A 19,892-nucleotide genomic window follows, 5' to 3' on the forward strand; every position below is an offset into this window, starting at 1 on the left:
CACTCGGCATGTGCCCAGCTCAGAGCGGATATGCAAGTGTCGACACGAACAAGCTGCGCATCAGCATTACCGCCGCGGAACCAACTGTTCGTTGTGTGATTGCCCGCGTTTTCGGGTTCCTGTTGTCCAGACGCTCAAACGGTGGATCAGTAAGTAGCAGCTGCGTCGAAAACAATCCTACCGCCGGATCGGAAGCGTAGAACAAACCGATTCGCTACGATGAGTGGCCTGGATGCAGGCAATATGGACAAATGCGGCTCGGGGACCGTCCGACATTGTTCCGGTAGGAGAGGCGCGTCATGTCGAACGATGCAGTGCTGGAGAGGCTCGGTACCGGCCTCCGGGTTCTCGAACTCGACCCCATCAGCTACCGGCCTCATCCCATCCACAACCACGACCGCATCTGGACCGAGACCAATTGCTACGTCGATCTGTGGATCGAGGTACTGCACTCACTGGGTGCCGATCCCACCCCGGCGCTCGCGTTCGTGCTCAGCGCCGGCTGTGACGGACGGCAGTGGGACTTCGTGAAAATTCTGCCCGAGGATCTGCGCGCGCTCTACGGCATCGGCGTGGCCGAGATGAACGTATGGCGACCCGTTCTCGAGCACGTCGTCGAAGGGCTGCTCGACGGCACCCACGTCACGGTGGAGGTCGACGGCTTCTGGCTTCCCGACACCGCAGGCACCAGCTACCGGAATCAGCACACCAAGACCACCATCGTGCCGAATCTCGTCAACCGAGACGACAAGGTGATGGGCTACTTCCACAACCGGGGTTACTTCGAGCTGACCGGGGCGGACTTCGACGGGGTGTTCAATCTCGCGCCCGAGCCTCACGCCGAGGTGTTGCTGCCGTACGTCGAGCAGGTTCGAGTCGACGCGGCAGTGCTCGACGCGGGGGTCGGTGACCGCGACCTCGACGTCGCCCGAACACATCTGTCCAGAAGGGCACCGGGCAATCCCGTCGATGCCCTCGCTCGGCGCATCGTGGCCGACATCCCGCTCGTCCAAACGTCCGGGCCCGACGCCTTTCATCTGTGGTCGTTCGGATTGCTCCGGCAATTCGGTGCCACCGCGGAGCTTGCCGCCAACTACGTGCAGTACCTCGACAGCCGCGGGATACGTGGAGCCGGCGACGCGGCGCAGCATTTCCTCGACGCAGCGTCCGGCGCGAAGGCCGTGCAGTTCCGGATGGCGCGAGCAGCGCGTGGCCGCGCCGTGGTGCTCGACGAACCGCTGAACGACATGAGCAAGAACTGGGCGACAGCGATGGATATCGTCGTGGGTGCATTGAGCGCGTGATCGATCTGCTCGACGGCGTGCCGTGGCGGCTGGCCCGAACCGACGCCGGATCCATCCTCGACCCTGCTGACCTGCCTGCCGACCTCGAGTGGCTCGACGCCGTCGTGCCCGGCACGGTGGCGAGCGCGCTCGGTGACACCGATTGTGCTCCGGACGAACACGATTGGTGGTACGCGACCACCGTCCCGACCGGCGATCACCCCGAGATGCGGCTGACCTTCGGCGGAATCGCGACTCGGGCCCAGATCTGGGTGGACGGTGTTCATCGGCGAACCGTCACGTCCATGTTCGTGCCCGAGGCTCTCGATCTGACCGGTTGCGGACCGACCGTCACCATTGCAGTTCATATCGAATCTCTTGCCGCGCATCTGAAGACCCGTCGGCCACGGGGTCGGTGGCGGTCCTCGATGATCGCTGCGCAGGGTCTGCGGCACGAGCGTACGACGATGCTGGGCCGGGCACCGGTGTACGGGCCCGTGCCCGTTCCGGTGGGTCCGTGGCGGCCGGTGTCGATGGTGCCGATGTCGAGCCCCCGTGGCGTCGGTCTGTCGACGACGGTCCGCGGCACCGACGGTATCGTCATGGTCCACGCCGAGCTGGATTCCGCGTCGTCGACGCGAATCCTGATCGGGGACAGCGTGTTCGAGCTCGGAACGGTCGACCGTATCGATACGACTCTGACGCTGCCGGACGTCGAGCTGTGGTGGCCGCACACGCACGGACAGCCCAGGACCTACCGCGTGGCGTTGGATGTGAACGGGGTGGAATACCCGTTGGGCGACATCGGTTTTCGCACCGTCGTACTCGATCGCTCCGGAGGCGGCGCGCAGTTGGTGGTCAACGGTAGCCCGATCTTCTGTCGCGGTGGTACGTGGACTCCACTCGATCCGGTGCGGCTGTGGTCGTCGGAGCAGGACCTGCGTGCAGCGTTGGTGCAGCTGCAGTCGGCGGGCGTGAACATGGTGCGCGTGGTCGGCACGTTGGTGTACGAGCAGGCCGAATTCTGGTCTCTATGTGCGGAACTCGGCATCATGGTGTGGCAGGACGTCATGTTGGGAACCGTCGACCCGCCCACCGACGAGGTGTACACGGCGGCGGTCACCGGAGAGCTGCACGCGTTCGCGGACATCGTCTGCGCCAATCCGGCGCTGATGGTCGTCAGCGGCGGAAGCGAAACGCAGCAGCAACCGACGATGCTGGGTCTCGCGGCCGAGGATCAGCGAATAGACATGCTGGACAACATCGTTCCTGATTTCCTCGCCGATCGTCTGCCGGACGTCGCATACGTGACGTCGTCTCCGTCCAGCTCGACCGGCGAATTGCACACCCACGTGGGCGACGGTATCGCCCATTACTTCGGGGTGGGCGGCTACCTGCGGCCACTGTCCGATATTCCCACCGCGGGTGTGCGATTCGCTGCGGAATGCCTGGCCTTCTCCGTTCCTCCCGAACGTGCGCAGGTCGACAGGTTCTTCGGATCTGCTGCGGTGGCAGGGCACCACCCCGAGTGGAAATCCGCGGTCCCCCGCGATCGCGGTTCGTCGTGGGACTTCGAGGACGTCCGCGATCACTACGTACGCACTGTCTTCGGTGTCGACCCACACCTGATTCGGCGGGACGACGCCGAGCTCTACCTGGACTACGGCAGGGCGGTGATCGTCGAGGCTTTCGAGGAAGCGTTCGGTCGGTGGCGGCGGGCGTCTTCCGGATGTGCGGGCGCGCTCGTGCTGACGTTACGAGACACCGTGCCCGGTGCCGGGTGGGGCATCACCGACTCCGCCGGTGCACCGAAGGCACCGTTCTACGCCCTCGCGAGGGCCGGCTCACCGACCGCAGTGCTGTTGTGCGACAACGGTCTCGACGGTTATTCGGTGGAGCTCGTCAACGACGGCCCGGCCCGATCGGGCACACTGCGCGTGGCACTGCACACCGCGCGCGGCGTGCAACAGTTCGAGCGGGCGGTATCGGTCGACTCGAACGGCTCGACCGAACTGACGGTGGACTCCATCGTGGGGTCGTTCACCGATGCCAACCACGCCTACCGTTTCGGGAGTCGGACGTACTCGGCGATCACAGTGGTGTTCGCGGGCGACGACGGAGACGAGATAGCCCGGAACACCGCGCTCGTCGGCGCGCAGAGTCGGCAGAACACCGTGGGCCTGAGCGCGAGTGTCGTCGATACCGGAGCCAGGACGTGGGAGCTCACAGTGTCCTCGGACTGGGCAGCGCAGTACGTCTGTGTCGATGTCGACGGCTTCGACGCGTCCGATTCGTGGTTCCATCTCGCGCCGAACGAACCGCGCACCATCGCACTCGTCAACCGAGGCACCGGTAAACCCAGGGGACACGTTCGGGCCTTGAACTCCGTCGAACGGGCGTCGGTGGCACCGAGGGTCGTGAGTGGAAGTTCGTAGTGGGCTACGAAGTTTCGTGCACGTGCCGCTAGCGGCTCACACTGAATTTGCCTCGGACATAACCGACTCCCGCGGCCCCGACGCTGGCCACCACAGCCATCGCGCCCCACGCCCGCGCGGGGTTGCCGCGAGCAGCTGCGCTCGTCTCACGGCCGACGGCACGCGGGAGAACCTTGGCGGTGTACGCACGCTCGGACGACAGTGCGTCGCCCGCACCGATCAGTCGGGCGATCGCTGCCTTGGACACGCCCTCGGCGTAGCTGCGTGTGATGAGGTAGCGGGGTCGCGTCCGATCGGCACTGACGGTGTGATCGACGACGATCGAGGGATCGAACACGATCTGCGCGTCGGGATGCGTCTGGCGCAGGCGAATACACAGTTCCGTCTCCTCGCACCCGAGCGGAACGCGTCCGATCCGGCCGATTCCGGAGACGAAGCCGCCGAGTTCGACGACCGGCGCGCGGCGGAAAGACATGTTCGCGCCCATGAGATTACGGACCTGAGCGGTTTCCGTCGGCTGCCCGCGGTAGGTGCACCCGACGACCCAATCGAGTTCGCCGGGTTCACCCACTACCTCGGCCGGTAAGAAGGCCGGACGCTTGTCCGGCCATACCGGGTATGCAGAGCCCCCAACGGCGTACACGGCATCATCCGAGTAATGGGACAGAATGGCGTCGAGCCATTCGGTCGTGCGTGGGGACGCGTCGTCGTCCAAGAAGACGACGATGTCACCCGTGGCGAGGTCGAGGGAGGTGTTCCGTGCCCCCGACAGTCCTCGTGGGTGGCTGTTCTCGACCACGTTCACGGTGTCGCTCAGCGGCAGGAATTCCGCTCGAGCGCGCTCGGCCAGCTGCTGATTGTGGTCGACGACGAGAATCAGCTCGTCGGCAGCGACGCTCTGATCGAGAACGGCACGCACGGCAGTGCACAGTTCGGACCATCGAGCCAACGTGTACGCGCAGATGACAACCGAGGAAGTCGGCAGACTCACGCCGTTCTCTCGCGGAGCTCGATGACCTCGCCGAACGACTCCATGACCTCGAACTCGAGGTCCATGTCGGTGCGGGCATCGATCGACTCACGCGACGGGCGAGCGATGTGCTTGCGGGAGATTCTGCGGGCGCGCATGCGCTCGGTCATCAAGGTGCGCAGCACTCGGAAGCCGTCGGAGAAGGTGCGTAGGTTGCTCTGGCCGTAGATGCGCGCCAACTCGACACTCGGCACTTCTTCGATCCGTACGGACGCCTCGGCGAAGCGGCAGTTGATGATGGTCTCGATCTCGAATCCGTCACCCCACAGCATCATTCCCTCGCTGCCCGGCTGATCGACCACGGGCAGATCCAGGACCGGCACCAGGTCTCGCCAGAAGGCGTTGTAGCCGTAGCAGAGATCCGAGAAACGGGTGCCGAAGAGCGTGTTGGCCACCAGGTGAAGACCACCGTTGCCGGCGCGGCGCAGCGGTGTGATGTCGTGGCTGCCGCCGCCCTCGCAGAACCGGCTGCCCTTGGCGAAGTCGGCACCGGCGATCAGGGCATCGACGAACCGGGGGATCTCGGCCGCGTCGGCAGAGCCGTCCGCGTCGAACATGACGATGATGTCGCCGGTGGCGGCTTCGAAGCCGCAGGCGAGCGCGTTGCCCTTACCTTTGCGGGTCTGGCGGATGACGCGGATGTCGCTGCGAATCTCGCGTGCGGCATCGATGGTTCCGTCGATGGATCCGCCGTCGACCAGAACGAGCTCGTATTCGTGGGACAGCAAGGGGAGGACATGGCGAAGGTTCGCGGCCTCGTTGAGAGTCGGGATGACGACACTGACGCGGGGATTCTGACGATTCAACATATCCATTCCAGATGTTCGAGTTCGGTGGGCACTAGCTGATCGAGCTACTGCAGCTGTATCTGACCGATGCGACACGACCCCCGCCGAGTTCGCACGTAGGTTTCGGCGAGATTGATCTACCCGTCGAACCCACTGTCTTTTCCTAACTAGAAGCTTAAAAGAAGCCATGAGATTGTCAAGCTGCGTATAAACGTACTCGAAGAATGTTTGCGGTGCCAGCTAACGAGAGTGATGTCGCTTACGCTCGTACGCGGTGCTCACGACCCGTCGCCTGCGACGTGGATTCGTCGCGCTGATCGAGAGCCGGCGCGGCATGCTCAGCGCCGGACAGGTCGCCGATCCACCTGATCAGGGGCACCAACAGAACCACGGCGCCGACGGCTTCGGCCGCCAGATAAGACCAGCCGATGCCCGCGATGCCCAAGCTCGGTGACAGCGTCAACGACCCGGTGACGATGATGATGGTGGCCGCGATCTGGACGAGCACCGCAAGCCGCATACGACGACGGACCCTGGCCAGACCGTCGTACAGGGCCCCGACGACGGACAGCGGGATGGTCACGGCAGCGAGATGGACGATGATGGTCCCGTTCTCGCGGTAGTCGGGGCCGACGATGCCCAGTCCGAACGGTGCGACGACCGCCAGAAAGAACGATCCGCCCACGGCGACGATGCACAGCAGCCCGATGAAGCGTTTGGCGAGCTTGGAGAACTGTTCGGGATGTGCAGCCGCCTCCGCCACGAAGGGGCCGACCAGTACCCCGATCAACACGTAGATGGCGCTCACGATGGACCAGGTGAGCGAGAAGTAGGCATTCTGTTCGGCACCCAGCGTGCTCACCACGATGATCGGGATCATCAGGGGTGCCAAGGTTCCCAAGGCAGTGATGCCGTACGCCGACCCGAAGTACGACCACAGCTCTTTACGGGGCGGCAGGTTCGGTGTGAGCTGGTATCGCGGATCGGTGCCGAGCTTCTTCCCGAACGCGCGGAACAGCACTATCGCCGCGATGGCCGCTGGTACCGCCCACGCCGCGATGATGGTGAAACTACGGCCGGTTTCGTACGTGACGGCCAGGACCGCCAACTTCACGACCGCGTGGAAGACATTCTTGGCCGCCGCCCACCGCGCGAAGCCCAGCCCGGACGACGTCTGATCCTGCAGCGCGAACACGGCCAGTACGCCGACGAAAATCGGGAACGTCGCGATCTCGGTCGTGGTGGTGAACAACTCGTCCACCGGTGCCACGACCAAGAACGCGCATCCCAGGACCAGCGCCAACGACAGCACGGCAGCGTAGCCGCGAAGCACATAGGACTTGGCCTTCACGCCCGCAGTCGGCAGGAACCGCTCGTACATCGAGCCGAGACTCAGGTTGGACAGCGTCGCGATCATCACCGCCGACGCGATCACCGCCGATGCACTGCCGACTTCTTCGACGGGGAACAGCCGGCCCGCCACGGCCCAGAAGGCCAGACCGAGCGCGCCGGTGGCAATGGTGGAGAACATCATCGCGAACGAGTTCAGTGCGAGATTGCGGCCGGCGGGCTTGGAGCCTGCAACGGCCGTGCCCGACGCCTCGGCCGCAGTGAACATCGGGTCCCCGTCGGGGATCGAATCGGCCGCAGACAGCTGTCCGGGGGGTTGCGACGCCGCGACCGCGAACTCGGGCGGCACCGCGTGAAAAGGCACGGTACGGCTGTTGAAGCCCATGTCCCATCGGACCTGCTCGACGGGGTAGTAGGTGATCTTGTCGAGTCGGCCGTGATCGGGCGGGGGTACCCGGCGAGCGCGATGTTTCACAACGGCGTCCAGTTCACCTTCACAGGTGGGTCCTGCGGTTCGATGTGGACTCCGAGCGCAGCACCGATCGTCTGCAGCATCTCGGCCCTGACCGTGTCGCGAACATCGCGTCCGAAGAGGGTGTGATCTCCGTCCGTGAACGCCTTCACCACGGGCGGGTGCTCGGGCTCGGCCCGGCGGCGCAACCGATGCAGGCTCTCGGGGCCGCGGTTGTCGAGGAACCACTGCTTGTCGTCCGGGACGAGCAGCACGGACGCGTCGACTCCCTTGCGCTGCAGTTCTCCCAACGAGATTTCGGGAACCTGGATCCAGCCACGACGGCCGAGCGCGAGCCACAGTCGGTACGGCATCCGGGGTTGCGACCAGTTCTTGAAGCGAACGGCGGCCGTGTGTGCGCGGTCGAGTGCGATCGCGGTCAATCCCTGCTTCTGGGCGATGGTGGATCTCTTGGTGAAATCGACACGCCGCGTCGTCCATTCGCGCATATTGATCAGAATCGCCGTGTTCAGGCCCTCGCGGTGGGCGGCGTAACCGGCATACCACGCACCCGAGCACAGACCTGCCGAGACGATCTTGTTGGGCGCTGTTCCCACGGATCGAACGGCGCACAGTGCGTCGTCGTCGCCGAGTTCGCTGTAGAGCGTGGGTGCGTCGTCGGCACCGACGTCTCCACTTTCTCCCGTACCGCGACGGTCGAAACGGACCGAGGTGATGCCTGCCGTCGCGAGGGTGCGGGCCAACTCGACCCACAGCCGTACCGGTCCGACCCGGTGCTCGTACGCGGTGCCGTACATGACCACAGCAGGACCGCCGGCCGTCGTGGCCACCGCGGTGGTGCGGATGGAGAACAGCTCGTCGTCACCGAGCCGCTCGATGGTTTCGACGACGTCGCCCCGGGGAGTCGAGACCACGGCGGAACGTCGAATCGGAACGGTGACCGGCGTGGTCGTCGACGCGAACGTGGCCTGTACCCAGCGCGCGATCACGTCGATGTCCGGACGCGGAATGACCACGTCCCAGGCGGGTGGCTCGAGGAATGCGTCGTGATTGCGGAGTGTGTGCTCGTCCGCCTGCTGCGCGGACACGAGTCTGCGAACAGGCGTGGCGTCGGCACGTTCGCTGCGCGTGGCAACCAGTACCGGGCAGTCGAGCCGTTCCAGCTTCGACGAATCCAGGGTCGAGAATTCTGCCGCCACTCCGGCATGCAGGACTGCGCCGACGATGGACACTCGCGGGTCCGACTCGTCGTCTCGCGCGACGGTCATCGAATACAGGGCGCGCTGTTCCCGAAGATACGAGCGGCCACTGACGACCGGATCCCAGAACACCATTCCCGTCAGAGGGCCGCACCGATCCGCCACGGATGCGGCGAGCAGCGAGCCGGCTCGCAGACCCACGACCGCAACATCGCGAACACCGCACTGCCGAACGAAATCGACCGCCGTGACGACGCTGCGTTGCCACTGCTCGACGATGCCGTCGTCGTCCTGTGCACCGGACGAGTCGCCCGTTCCCGGGTAGTCGAAGCGCAGTACGAGCAGGCCTCGAGCGCAGAGGCGCTGAGCCAGGAGGACCAGACCGCGGTACGAGTCGACCTGCTCCTTGCCGAGCGGCGGTGCCAGTACGACGGCACCGCGGGCAACCGATCCCTCGGGAACGTGCACGGCACCGAGGAGCGGCGATGTTGCCGACCCGAACCAGGTGGACTGTCTGCCCGGTACGCCTGCCTCGGTGATCAGTAGCTGTTCGAGCTCGTCGGTACGGTTGTCGGCGGACTCGGATGTCGCCGTATTCGTGGTGTTCACAGCGCGCTCCGATCGCTGGTAGGGATATCGACGTCGGCTACCGACGTCACGAACGAAGCGACCTTGGCCACTTGTCGCGGTCGATACCGTGGGTCCGCAACAGCGCCAGCGCAATACGTTCCATGCCGAAGCCGACGCACGCACTGTGTGCAGGTTCGCCGTCGGCGGTGCTGATGTCGAAGGTGTGGCCGAAGTGATCGCGATGGCAGTTGCACGAGACCACGGCCGTGCCGTCGTCCAGGTCTCCGTACAGCCGCACGACCAGCTCGGTCTTGAGGTTCTCGTTGCGTTGATTGGCCGCGAGCATGCGACCTGCCCGACCGAAGAACGGGTCGTTGGCGATCACCGCTTCTGCCTCGAGTCCCAGTTCGGCCAGCACCTCCAGGCCGCGCTGCACCCACCTCTCCCGGTGGACGACGGCGTCGTCCGGAGTGCCGACCCGCACGATTTCGTGCATGCGGAAGGCCTGCATGCGAGCAGGGTCGACGGCAGGCTCGTGCCGAAAGCAGTACCCGTAGATGTCGTACGTCGTCCCGCCGGACGGGAGTACGGACGGCAACATCGAGTACGACGGGTGACATGCCGCGGACACCAGCATCGTCCCGGCCGACTCGAGGTGGTGATCCCAGTCCTTGCCCTCGGAGCGATCGGCGAGCAGCGCGGCATGGGCCTTGTTGTCGCCGTCGAACGTGTTGATGGCACCGGTGAGATTGGGGAACGACGCGATGTAGTCGGTCTTCTCGAATGCTTCCCGCGGGAAGACCGGCGGGAATCGGTACCTGGGCACAGCCGTTCCGTGTTCCGACGCGCTCGCGGCCACGACCCGACGGTCGATCGATTCGATGATGTCCTCGAACTCGCCGGACCGGCCGTACAGACCGAGCACCGACGACGGGATCAACAAGCCGGCGTCGACGAGCTCTTGCCTGAATTCGCTTCGCGCCGAATCCAGTTCGGAGGTCTTGTCCTGTGTCTGGGTCATCATTTGCCTTTGTAGAGAAGCGCGAGTTGAGAGTTGTGCGCGAGGATGCGTTCGTTGCTGACCATGATCGCCGAGCCGTGCGCGTCGCGGAGGTGCCGTCCGATGCTGAAGTCGCCGTCTTCCCGATACCCGGAGATGCCGCAGATCTGCATCGCCTTGCCGACGATGTCGATGACGAGAGTCGACGCCGTCACCTTGACGTTGTTGATCTTGACGGCGAAACCGATGGAACCGAGCTCCTCGGGGGAATCTGCGATGGCCTCGAACTTCGCCGCTGCGCCGAACACGGTGTCGACGAGTTGTTCGTGGGCCACGAACAACTCGGCCAGCCGCAGGGCGGAGGGAGGAGTGACGCCGGGGCTCTTGCTCGCCGCCTTGCGGACGAACTTGCGGGACTTGGACACGGCTGCGTCGGCGATACCGAGCCAGGCCGAGGCCCACAGCACATGGGCCACCGGAAGCATTGTCTGCGAGGAGATCTCGCCGTAGTTGTCGCGCAGAATGCTCGAGCGGTCGGCAACGGCGTCGAGCTGGAAGCCCGGGCTGCAGGTGCCACGAAACCCGAGAGTGTCCCAGTTGCTGGTGCGTTCGAGAGTGACGTCGGGCTTCTGGCACACCACCAGAACCTGATCGCTCGGCGGGCTGTCCACCGTGCGCCGCGCCGTCGCGAGAACGATCTCGGCGTATTCGCCGTACGAGATCACCGGTGCGGTCTTGGCCAGGTGGATGCGGTCTCCGTCGTACTCGACCGCGCAGCTGCTCGAACGCACGTCGCCGCCGATGTTGATCTCCGTCGTCGCCGACGCGACGAGCGGTTGGTCGGCTGCGATGCGGCGCAGCAACGCGTCGGATGTGGGGGTGCCGCCGTGCCTGACGATGCTCAGGATCTGAGACTGGTGCATGACGAAAATCATTGCCGTCGATGCACATTCGGCACCGAGATCGCGTGCTACCCGGGCGAGCTCGGTGAGGGACAGGCCACCGCCGCCGAGCGCCGTCGGTATTGCGGCAGCGAACAGATTTGCCGAGCGCAGAGCGTCGACGGACTCGGCGGGAAACCTGCCCTCGCGGTCGACCTCGGCCGCGAACGTGCGGAGGGTCTTGAGGACGTCGGTGAGGGGCAGTTGCGCGGGGCGACTGTCGGACGAGACCGTCATGGTCGTCAGCCTGCGAGTTGTGCGACAGCAGCTGCGATCGCGTCGATGCTCGCAAACGTGGACTTCTGCAGCATCGAGTCCGGGAATTCGATGTCGAATTCGTCCTCGAGGCCGATCATGACGTTGACACTCGCGTGCGAGGTCAAGCCACTGTCGTAGAGGTCGGAAGCAGAGTCGATGTCCGACGCGGCGACCGGCATCTTGCCGAGCTTGTCCAGCACGTCCCGAATGCGTGCGTCGAACTGCGTACTGAGTGTTTCCATCGTGACGGACCTCCACCGATCGCTTGGGTGCGAGACCGGGCGGCCTCGCAAGTCGTACGGGCCGACGGAAAATATTTCGACCCGCAGTCTCCCCAGACCCGGGTAAACAATATCTCAGATTGTTTGAAGCCGATACCGCATACCGAGTGCAAGTTTCGTGACCTACGTCCCGCATGTCGGTTTTTCGGCCCGTTTGCTCGTTTCGGTCACGCCGAGCGTGCGTACGATAGGTTCCGATCGTCTGTTCATACGGCAAGCAATCGAAGGACAACACTCGATGGGACCAGTCTGCGGCGTGGCCGTGGAGTCGGACGCCCTGCGCATCGCCTACACCGATGGTGACCGCCGCGTCGTCGAGTCCGTCGATCTCGAGCTCACCGATCCGGACCGTGCGATGCACGACCTGTCCGACCGAATCGGAGCGCGCGGCCCCTTCGACTCCGTCGTCATCACCGGGCGCGAGGCTCGCACCCTGCGCTACACGGATTTCCCGACGTCGGCAGGCCTGGCTGCATCCGTCGAGACGGTCGACGAGCACTACGCGCTGCTTGCGTTCGTGCGTTCGCTCGACACCCTCGCCGACGCGACGACCGTGCTGGTGCTCGACCTCGGGAGACGCGGAACGTCGGCGTTGGTCGTGAACACCGCCGAGGAAACCGTCGCATGGCACGACCGAACGGAGTCGTTCGGCGGCGAACGCCTCGACGACGTGGTGCAGAGCCTCGTGATGACCAAGGGAATCCTGCCGGAACCGGAAGGGCCCGAGGGTGCCGCGTCCTATCGCACGTTCTTCCGAGAGCTACGGGAGCTACTGACCACGTCGGCCGGTGTGCGCGCACCCAACAACGGCCCGATGATCCTCGAACGCGACGAGTTCGAGGCGGTCGCCACCCCACTGATCGACGACATGATCGAGTGGGTCGGTCCCCGGACCCCCGACGCGATCGTGTTGCTGGGAGGAGTGGCCAACAGCCCCCTCGTCCAACGGCGAGTTCGCGCCACCTGGCCGGTGCCGCTCACCGTCCACGACTCGGTGTCGCCGGTTGCCGAGGGCGCGCTGATCAGGGCTGAAATCGGCTCGAAGCAGGCCCCCGATCCGGTAGTGGAACCCTCGCCTGTAGCGGAGGTAGTGGAATCGGAGTCGCCGTCCGAAGTCGAGTCGACGACGCAACCCGAAGCGGAACCGGAACTCGCTCGGGAAGACCCATCGCCACACAAAGCCCGTGGTGTCGGTCGCCGCGGGGTCGCTGCGATTCCTATGTCTTACCTGTCGACTCTCTCGGGCCGGCAGTGGACTCGGCAGGCGGTACTCAAGATCGGCGCCGTGGCGGTGTCGGTCGGAGTCGTGGTTGTCGCGCTGATGTTCGCGGTCTTCGCCGATTTCGACAATGCGCCCAGATCCGTGATCAATTCCGACCCCGGTTTCGAGGCAACTCTCGCCGAGATCGCACCCCCGGTCACCGACACACCTCCACCCGACCAACCGGCGGCGGCGGGACCGACCACTCTGACATACGAGCAGCTCTACGTCGAGCAATATTCGTACACCGGTGAGATGTACCAGCCTCCCGGTGAGGCGTCCGACATCGGTTTCGGCTTCATCGACACCGAAGCCGAACAAGCAGGCCCGTAGGCACCCTTTCGTGCAGCTCGCCGCGAGACGGTACCGTGTGCGGGTGGACTCCCGATGGGGCGTTCACCGAAACCGCCGAACGAAGTGAGGCCGACGATCGTGACTGTGCTGCTTGGGGTGTCCATGGGGACCCGAGCCGTGCGCACGGCGCAGCCCAGAGCAGACCAGTTCGGAGCCTCCGGCGACACCTCGTCCGCCCTGGTCACCGACGTCGAGCGGCCACTGTTCTTCCGCAACGAACTGATCGACAGTGCCACCGGGGACCTCCCGCACCTGGCCGCCGAATCGATCGGTGCCGCTGCCGAGGTCGAACCCGAACTGTCCACCGGCATCGCCTACCGGGATCCGCGTCAGGCCGATGCGCTGCGCGCCGCCTTCGCCGGTGCTCACCTGAACAACTACCACCTGGTCCCCGAGGTCGAGGCCGTCATCGAATACCTCGCCGTCACCGGTGAGGCGCGAGGTGCCGGCTCTGTCGCCCTGTTCGACCTCGGTAGTTCGGGATTGACGGTCAGCGTCGTCGACCTGACGGCGCGCACGGTGACTGCATCTCAGCGCTCCGGCTCCTACAGCGGTGATCTGATCGACGCCTACGTGCGCAACAATCAGCTCCAGCGCCTCGGTAAGCCGGCGACCGACCCCGACATTGCGCTGTTCGAGAAGCGCTGCCGCATCGCCAAGGAACGCCTGTCCACCCAGGACGCCGTGTGCCTGCCCGACGCGAGCGGGATGATCCTGCTGTCTCGGGAGAATTTCGAACTGCTGATCACAGACTTGCTCGACGAGGCGATCGAGTTCGCCCGCGAGGTCATGATCGGTGCCAACGTGCCGATCGACGCGGTCGTGTTGATCGGTGGTGGTGCCCGCATGCCCATCGTCCAGCAGCGCGTGGGCCCACTGCTCGAACTGCCCTCGATTGTCCCGACCGAGCCCGAGACGGTGGCCGCACGCGGAGCAGCACTGGCCGCGCGGCCGAATTCGCGCACCAGAACCGCTCCGGACCGTACTGCGCGCGACGCGCAGGCAAGCGTGCCGAGACGTCGACACACGGACAGCGCCGCTGTTGTCCCGCCGGCTCCGGTGGCACCGCCTGTGCCTGTGGTGCCACCTGCGCCCGAGCCGATGATGCCCGCGCGTTCGGAGTCGCAGCATGCCGCACCGCCGGTGGCGACGCCGAGCTCGACTCGTCCCGTGCCCGCACGTCCGTGGATCGCTGCCGCATCGATTACCGAATCTGCTTCTGCAGCAACCGGCTTCGAATCCTCTAAGTTCGCCGACGCGCCCGCCGATATTCCTGAGTCGTCCACCGCGGATGCTCAGCCTTCGCCGGAATCGACTGCGGTGCACGAGATTTCCGAGAACGGCGTGGCTGAAGTCTCTGCTGTCGCCGTGGAAGCGCCTGCAGTACAGCCGGTGTCGCATACGTCCGCCACCGATGCTGCCGCCGACACCGTCGAGGACGGTAAGCCCGTTCCGTTCCAGCTGAAGAACATTTACTGGCTCGACGCCGATTACGACGACGACGACGGTGAAGACGATCGCACTCGCGCACGGCGCAGGCTGCGGACCGGCGGAGTGCTCGCGTTCTGCGCGGCAGCGGTGGTCGCCGTGTCCGGCTTCATGTTCACCCACCAGAACTCTCCGCAGGTAGTGGACACCTCGGTCAGTCGCGACCAAACCGATACTCCGGTGGTCACGACGGTGCCGACGACGACGCCTGCTCCCGTTCTGTTGCCGCCACCGCCTGCGCCGGAACCGACCACCACTGTGGAGCCGACGACTGAGCAGCCGGAAACCACGTGGGAACAGCCGGTCACGACCACCGAGACCACGACGGTCGAGCCGCCGCCGGCACCGGTCGAGTCCGTTCCGCCCGTCACGACGCAGCAGCCGCCGCCGCTGATTCCGGGCTTCCCGGACTTCACGTTGCCGGGCTTCCCCCCGATCGTGCCGCCGGCACCCTGATCGGTTCTACTTGTCCGCGTTCGTGTTTCGCGGCCTGATGTGCTCGAAGATCAAGATGGTCTCGGTCGCTGCGACGGCAGGGTCGGCACTGAGATTCTCGACGACGAAATCACGCAGGGTGGCCGTGTCGACCGTCGCCACATGCACCAGGAAGTCGTCGGCCCCGGCAATGAAGTAGATGTTCAGCGTCTCCTTTCGGGACGCGATCTTCGAACCGAATTCGCTGATCCGCCGTCGAGCATCCGCTTGCAGCCGAACCGAGATCATGGCCTGAATGCCCTGCCCGAGGGCCTCGGGGTCGATGTCGGCGTGGAAGCCGCGGATGACGCCGCGTTCGACAAGCGCCCGAACTCGGGTGAGGGCAGTGGACGGCGCGATCCCTGCTGCGGCCGCCAGCGCATTGTTCGGTGTGCGTGCGTCTCGACGCAGTTCGTCGAGCAGAATGTGGTCGATTCGGTCCAGGGCGACGGACCGAACATCATTCGATCGAGCCCCCTCATCGACCGGCTGAAATGAACTATCTGCATCCATGGCCCGACGATACAGAATTTTGTTCACATCCATTGCAGCAATTCCGCACATAATTCATAGTTGGCGTACCCACGGAGCGTCGCTTCGGTCACCGCCACTGCAGGAGGACGTCATGAAAATCGGAATTCCACGCGAGATCAAGAACCACGAATACCGGGTGGCCATCACCCCGGCAGGCGTGCACGAACTTGTCTCGCGAGGACACGAAGTGATCATCGAAACCGAAGCCGGCGCCGGTTCGTCGTTCACCGATACCGATTACAAAGCCGCAGGCGCGCAAATTTTCACCGACGCGGTTGCCGTCTGGGACGCGGCCGATCTCCTGCTCAAGGTCAAAGAACCCATCGCCGAGGAGTATTCACGCCTGCGCAAGGGTCAGGTGCTGTTCACCTACCTGCATCTTGCGGCGTCAAAGGCCTGCACCGACGCGTTGCTGGCGTCGGGTACCACGTCCATTGCCTACGAAACCGTCACGGCCGCAGACGGATCGCTGCCCCTGCTCGCGCCGATGAGCGAAGTTGCCGGCCGTCTGGCACCGCAGGCCGGTGCCTACCACCTGATGTCGAGTGAAGGTGGCCGCGGCGTACTGATGGGTGGCGTACCGGGAGTGCGTCCCGCCAACGTGGTCGTGATCGGAGCCGGCGTCTCCGGAAAGAACGCCACCGCAATCGCTTTCGGTATGCACGCCGACGTCACCGTACTGGATCTCGATGTCCGAGCGCTGCGCGCGATCGACGATCAGTACCGCGGTGCCGTCAAGACAGTGGTGTCGAACGCATACGAACTCGAACAGGCCGTGCTGGCTGCCGATCTGGTCATCGGAGCTGTACTCGTCCCCGGAGCGAAAGCGCCGAAGCTGGTGTCGAACAGCCTGGTTCAGCGCATGAAGCCGGGATCGGTTCTGGTCGACATCGCCATCGATCAGGGCGGTTGCTTCGAGGACTCGGTGGCCACCACCCACGCCGATCCCACCTACAAGGTGCACGAATCCGTTTTCTACTGCGTGGCCAACATGCCCGGAGCCGTGCCCCGTACCTCGACGTACGCGCTCACCAATGCCACCCTGCCCTACGTGGTTGCATTGGCCGACAAGGGTTGGGAAGCCGCCTGCGCCGCGGACCCCGGTCTGAAAGCGGGCCTGAGCACCCATGAGGGTGAGCTGCTGTCCGCGACCGTTGCGGCTGCGTTCGCCTGACCGAGCGGCTTCGCCGCACGTGCACGAAAGATCGGTGCCTGCTACGAGTTTCCACTCACATGCGGCGAAGCCGCTCTACGCGCTGTGGCGGCCCGAGCCCCGCGATCGTGTGGGCTTGGCCTGCCGCGGCGAAGAGGGAGTCCGCGACGAGGTGATCGGTCGAGCCAGCAGGACGGCAATGGCAGTGGTGAGCGGTACCGACAGGGCAAGCGCGACGCCACCGACGGACGACCGCACGATTTCGATCGCCACCGCGTCGCCGGTCAACACGTCCTGGATCGACCGGTCGGCGACGCTGAAGAGCAGGAGCAGCGGCAGCGCACCACCGGCGTACGCGAGTACCAGGGTGTAGACGGTACTGGCGATGTGATCGCGCCCCACCCGCATCCCGGCGGTGAAGATCTCGCGCCGCGACGCCGTCTCGTCCACCGATGCCAACTCGAAGGCCGCCGAGGCCTGGGTGATCGTCACGTCGTTGAGCACACCGAGCGAGCCGATGATGAAGCCGGCCAACAGCAGACCGGTGACGCTGACATTGCCGATGTACGTCTGCACCGCAGTGTTCTGTTCCTCCGACAACCCGGTGAGGTGCGTCATCCGAATGGCGACGTAGGACAGCACTGCGGCCACGCCCATCGAGGTCAGCGTGCCCAGGAGCGCCGAGCTGGTCCGGAGGTTGACGCCGTGCGCCAGATACAGCACGGCGTAGAGAATGATCGCGCCGGCGACCAGCGCGACCGGAATGGCCGGAGCGCCGTCGAGCAGCGCGGGCAGCATGAACACCACGAGGACGGCGAACGCGATGAGCAGGCCCACCAGCGCGCGGAATCCCCGCCAGCGGGCCACGACGCAGATGACCACGGCGAACACGCCGACGATCAACCCGAGCGGAAGCCCGCGGGAATAGTCGTTGAAGGAGTATCGGACTCCACCGGAGGGGTCTGTCTGTAGAACCAGCCGGATGTCCTCACCGGCGCTCAGAGTCGGTTGGCCGGGACCCGGCGCGATCTCGAGTACCGTCCTTTTGCCTGCGTCCTCACCGGTGGTGATGTCGACGATGCTGCGCTGACATTCGTACGAGTCGTTGACCGCAGGGGTCGGGTTGCCGGTGAATGCTCGACCTGCGTCGGGACTCCCGCAGGGCCCGATGCTCTGCGAGGTGATGGTGCCCGCCTCGGTGGACACCGCGCCGCCACCCGAGGTCTGGAACGGCAGCGGGATGTCGATGCTCTGTTTGCTGGGCCAGAGCGCGAAGGCCCCGGCGATGACGGCGATGGCAATAGCGATCAGCAATCCGACGACGACCTTGGCTGCCACCGGTCCCAACGGCACGGGGGAGTCGCTGTGGCCGTGACCGTGACCCACATGAGAAGTTGAGCCCGGCGAGATGCCGTCCGAGGGTTGCGTGCCGTGTGGTTCCACGGTGCAAGGCTAGTACGGGGCCGGATCGTTACCGGCCGGGTACTCGGCCGATGCGAGGAGCTCGGTGGCGGGGAGCAGGGGGGGCGTCCCCCGCCACCACCTGATCGACCCGGGGGGGATGGGTACGACCAGGGCTCGCGGGCACCGAAGTGCCGTCCGCCAATGTACAGATGATTCGCGGCGGAGGCGGGATCACCCCGGTGTTTTGTCCATCACTTTCAACTACTTGTCGGTAACTTCGAGCCTCACTGTTTGTACGAGGACAGGAAGTTGCCGAACCTCTCGATCGCGACGGCCAGATCGCGGGCCCACGGCAGCGTCACGATCCGCACGTGATCGTGCCCGGGCCAGTTGAATCCGGTGCCCTGCACCACCAGGATCTTCTCCTGCAGCAGCAGGTCCTGTACGAGCTTCTCGTCGTCGTAGATCTCGTGCACCTCGGGATCGAGTCGCGGGAATGCGTACAGCGCACCGCGCGGCTTGACGCACGAGACCCCGTGAATGGCGTTGAGCTTCTCCCACGCGACATCGCGCTGTTCGAGCAGCCGCCCGCCGGGCAGGATCAGATCCTCGATGCTCTGATACCCACCCAGAGCAACCTGAATGGCGTGCTGGGCAGGCACATTGGGACAGAGACGCGTCGACGCGAGCAGGTCGATGCCTTCGATGAACCCCGCGGCGTGCTTCTTCGGGCCGGTGATCGCGAGCCATCCGGCACGGTAGCCGGCCACTCGATACGCCTTGGACAGACCGTTGTACGTCAGGCACAGCAGATCCGGAGCCAGGCTCGCCAGCGAGGTGTGCTCGGCGTCGTCGTAGAGAATCCGGTCGTAGATCTCGTCGGCGAGCAACAGCAGCTGATGCTTGCGCGCCAGATCGACGATGCCCTGCAGGACCTCCTTGGAGTACACCGCACCCGTCGGATTGTTGGGATTGATCACCAGCAGCGCGACGGTCTTCGGGGTGATCTTCGACTCGATGTCGGCGAGATCGGGATTCCACCCGTTCTCCTCGTCGCACATGTAGTGCACCGCCTTGCCGCCGGACAGCGTCGTCATCGCCGTCCACAACGGGTAGTCCGGGGCCGGAATCAAGACCTCGTCGCCGTCGTCCAGCAGCGCCTGCATCGTCATCGTGATGAGCTCGGAGACGCCGTTACCGAGGTAGATGTCGTCGACGTCGAGGTCGGGGAAGCCCGGTTCGAGCTCGTAGCGCGTGACGATGGCACGTCGAGCCGACAGGATGCCCTTCGACTCCGAGTAGCCCTGGGCGACCGGGAGCGCCGCGATCATGTCTCGCACGATCACGTCCGGAGCCTCGAAGCCGAACGGGGCCGGATTGCCGATGTTCAGCTTCAGGATGCGATGGCCCTCGGCCTCGAGCCGGGCCGCATGCGCGTGTACCGGTCCGCGGATCTCGTACAGCACGTTCTGCAGCTTGGTCGACTGCTGCAACGTGCGATAACGCGGCTGTGGGTGGATCTGCGGAGTGCTCACCCGTCACATCGTGCCAGGTGAGTGCCGTGGGAATCCACGAGGTTGTCGTTCGGGCACCGCCGTTTCGCTGGGCCGTGTCGGT

Annotated in this window: 15 protein-coding genes; 5 read left to right on the plus strand and 10 right to left on the minus strand. The window is 65.1% G+C overall.

The features are described 5' to 3' along the window. The first annotated feature begins 299 nt into the window (after nt 1-299). Nucleotides 300-1,304, plus strand: a complete 1,005-nt coding sequence (locus K414_RS0108850; RefSeq protein ID WP_051365018.1) for a DUF1839 family protein — start codon at nt 300-302, stop codon at nt 1,302-1,304. Continuing rightward, complete coding sequence (locus K414_RS0108855) at nt 1,301-3,718, plus strand: glycoside hydrolase family 2 protein (protein WP_051365019.1); 2,418 nt, start codon at nt 1,301-1,303, stop codon at nt 3,716-3,718. The genes K414_RS0108850 and K414_RS0108855 overlap by 4 nt, the downstream gene beginning before the upstream one ends. A 28-nt stretch (nt 3,719-3,746) precedes the next feature. Here the strand turns inward: K414_RS0108855 and K414_RS0108860 are convergent, their stop codons facing one another. From K414_RS0108860 to K414_RS0108890, 7 genes are all read right to left on the minus strand, one after another. Next, a complete protein-coding gene (locus K414_RS0108860) occupies nt 3,747-4,709 on the minus strand; it encodes a glycosyltransferase family 2 protein (RefSeq protein WP_027495624.1) in 963 nt (320 codons plus the stop codon). Beyond that, nucleotides 4,706-5,563 (minus strand): glycosyltransferase family 2 protein, encoded by an 858-nt coding sequence (locus tag K414_RS0108865; RefSeq protein ID WP_027495625.1) that lies wholly within the window; start codon nt 5,561-5,563, stop codon nt 4,706-4,708. Before K414_RS0108865 ends, K414_RS0108860 begins: the two co-directional genes overlap by 4 nt. A 232-nt stretch (nt 5,564-5,795) precedes the next feature. Continuing rightward, nucleotides 5,796-7,361, minus strand: a complete 1,566-nt coding sequence (locus tag K414_RS26465) for a lipopolysaccharide biosynthesis protein (RefSeq protein WP_202595056.1) — start codon at nt 7,359-7,361, stop codon at nt 5,796-5,798. Beyond that, the gene (locus tag K414_RS0108875; RefSeq protein WP_027495626.1) at nt 7,358-9,166 is read right to left on the minus strand and encodes an alpha/beta hydrolase; all 1,809 of its coding nucleotides are present in this window, start codon (nt 9,164-9,166) and stop codon (nt 7,358-7,360) included. Before K414_RS0108875 ends, K414_RS26465 begins: the two co-directional genes overlap by 4 nt. A gap of 46 nt (nt 9,167-9,212) precedes the next feature. After that, a complete protein-coding gene (locus tag K414_RS0108880; protein ID WP_202595057.1) occupies nt 9,213-10,148 on the minus strand; it encodes an amino acid--[acyl-carrier-protein] ligase in 936 nt (311 codons plus the stop codon). Next, nucleotides 10,148-11,305, minus strand: a complete 1,158-nt coding sequence (locus K414_RS0108885) for an acyl-CoA dehydrogenase family protein (protein WP_027495628.1) — start codon at nt 11,303-11,305, stop codon at nt 10,148-10,150. The genes K414_RS0108880 and K414_RS0108885 overlap by 1 nt, the downstream gene beginning before the upstream one ends. 5 nt (nt 11,306-11,310) lie before the next feature. Then, nucleotides 11,311-11,568 carry an acyl carrier protein gene (locus tag K414_RS0108890; RefSeq protein ID WP_027495629.1) on the minus strand — a complete coding sequence of 86 codons (258 nt, stop codon included), beginning with the start codon at nt 11,566-11,568 and terminating at the stop codon, nt 11,311-11,313. A 277-nt stretch (nt 11,569-11,845) separates the two neighbouring features. Between K414_RS0108890 and K414_RS0108895 the strand changes: the two genes are divergently transcribed. Beyond that, a complete protein-coding gene (locus tag K414_RS0108895) occupies nt 11,846-13,201 on the plus strand; it encodes a hypothetical protein (RefSeq protein WP_152530390.1) in 1,356 nt (451 codons plus the stop codon). A 99-nt stretch (nt 13,202-13,300) separates the two neighbouring features. After that, on the plus strand, nt 13,301-15,166 hold the full coding sequence (locus tag K414_RS0108900) for an Hsp70 family protein (protein ID WP_027495631.1): 1,866 nt from the start codon (nt 13,301-13,303) through the stop codon (nt 15,164-15,166). 6 nt (nt 15,167-15,172) lie between these two features. Here K414_RS0108900 and K414_RS0108905 read toward each other — a convergent pair whose 3' ends face one another. Next, complete coding sequence (locus tag K414_RS0108905; RefSeq protein ID WP_027495632.1) at nt 15,173-15,697, minus strand: Lrp/AsnC family transcriptional regulator; 525 nt, start codon at nt 15,695-15,697, stop codon at nt 15,173-15,175. Nucleotides 15,698-15,809: 112 nt separating this feature from the next. Here K414_RS0108905 and ald point away from each other — a divergent pair, with 112 nt between their 5' ends. Beyond that, a complete protein-coding gene (gene ald, locus K414_RS0108910; protein ID WP_027495633.1) occupies nt 15,810-16,892 on the plus strand; it encodes an alanine dehydrogenase in 1,083 nt (360 codons plus the stop codon). A 75-nt stretch (nt 16,893-16,967) separates the two neighbouring features. Here the strand turns inward: ald and K414_RS0108915 are convergent, their stop codons facing one another. Beyond that, nucleotides 16,968-18,257 carry a YibE/F family protein gene (locus tag K414_RS0108915; RefSeq protein ID WP_152530492.1) on the minus strand — a complete coding sequence of 430 codons (1,290 nt, stop codon included), beginning with the start codon at nt 18,255-18,257 and terminating at the stop codon, nt 16,968-16,970. Nucleotides 18,258-18,559: 302 nt separating this feature from the next. Further along, nucleotides 18,560-19,810: a pyridoxal phosphate-dependent aminotransferase gene (locus K414_RS0108920; protein ID WP_027495635.1), complete on the minus strand. Its 1,251-nt coding sequence runs from the start codon at nt 19,808-19,810 to the stop codon at nt 18,560-18,562. Nucleotides 19,811-19,892 lie beyond the last annotated feature (82 nt).

This window comes from Rhodococcus sp. JG-3 (assembly GCF_000482405.1).
GTDB classification, from domain to species: Bacteria; Actinomycetota; Actinomycetes; order Mycobacteriales; family Mycobacteriaceae; genus Rhodococcoides; species Rhodococcoides fascians.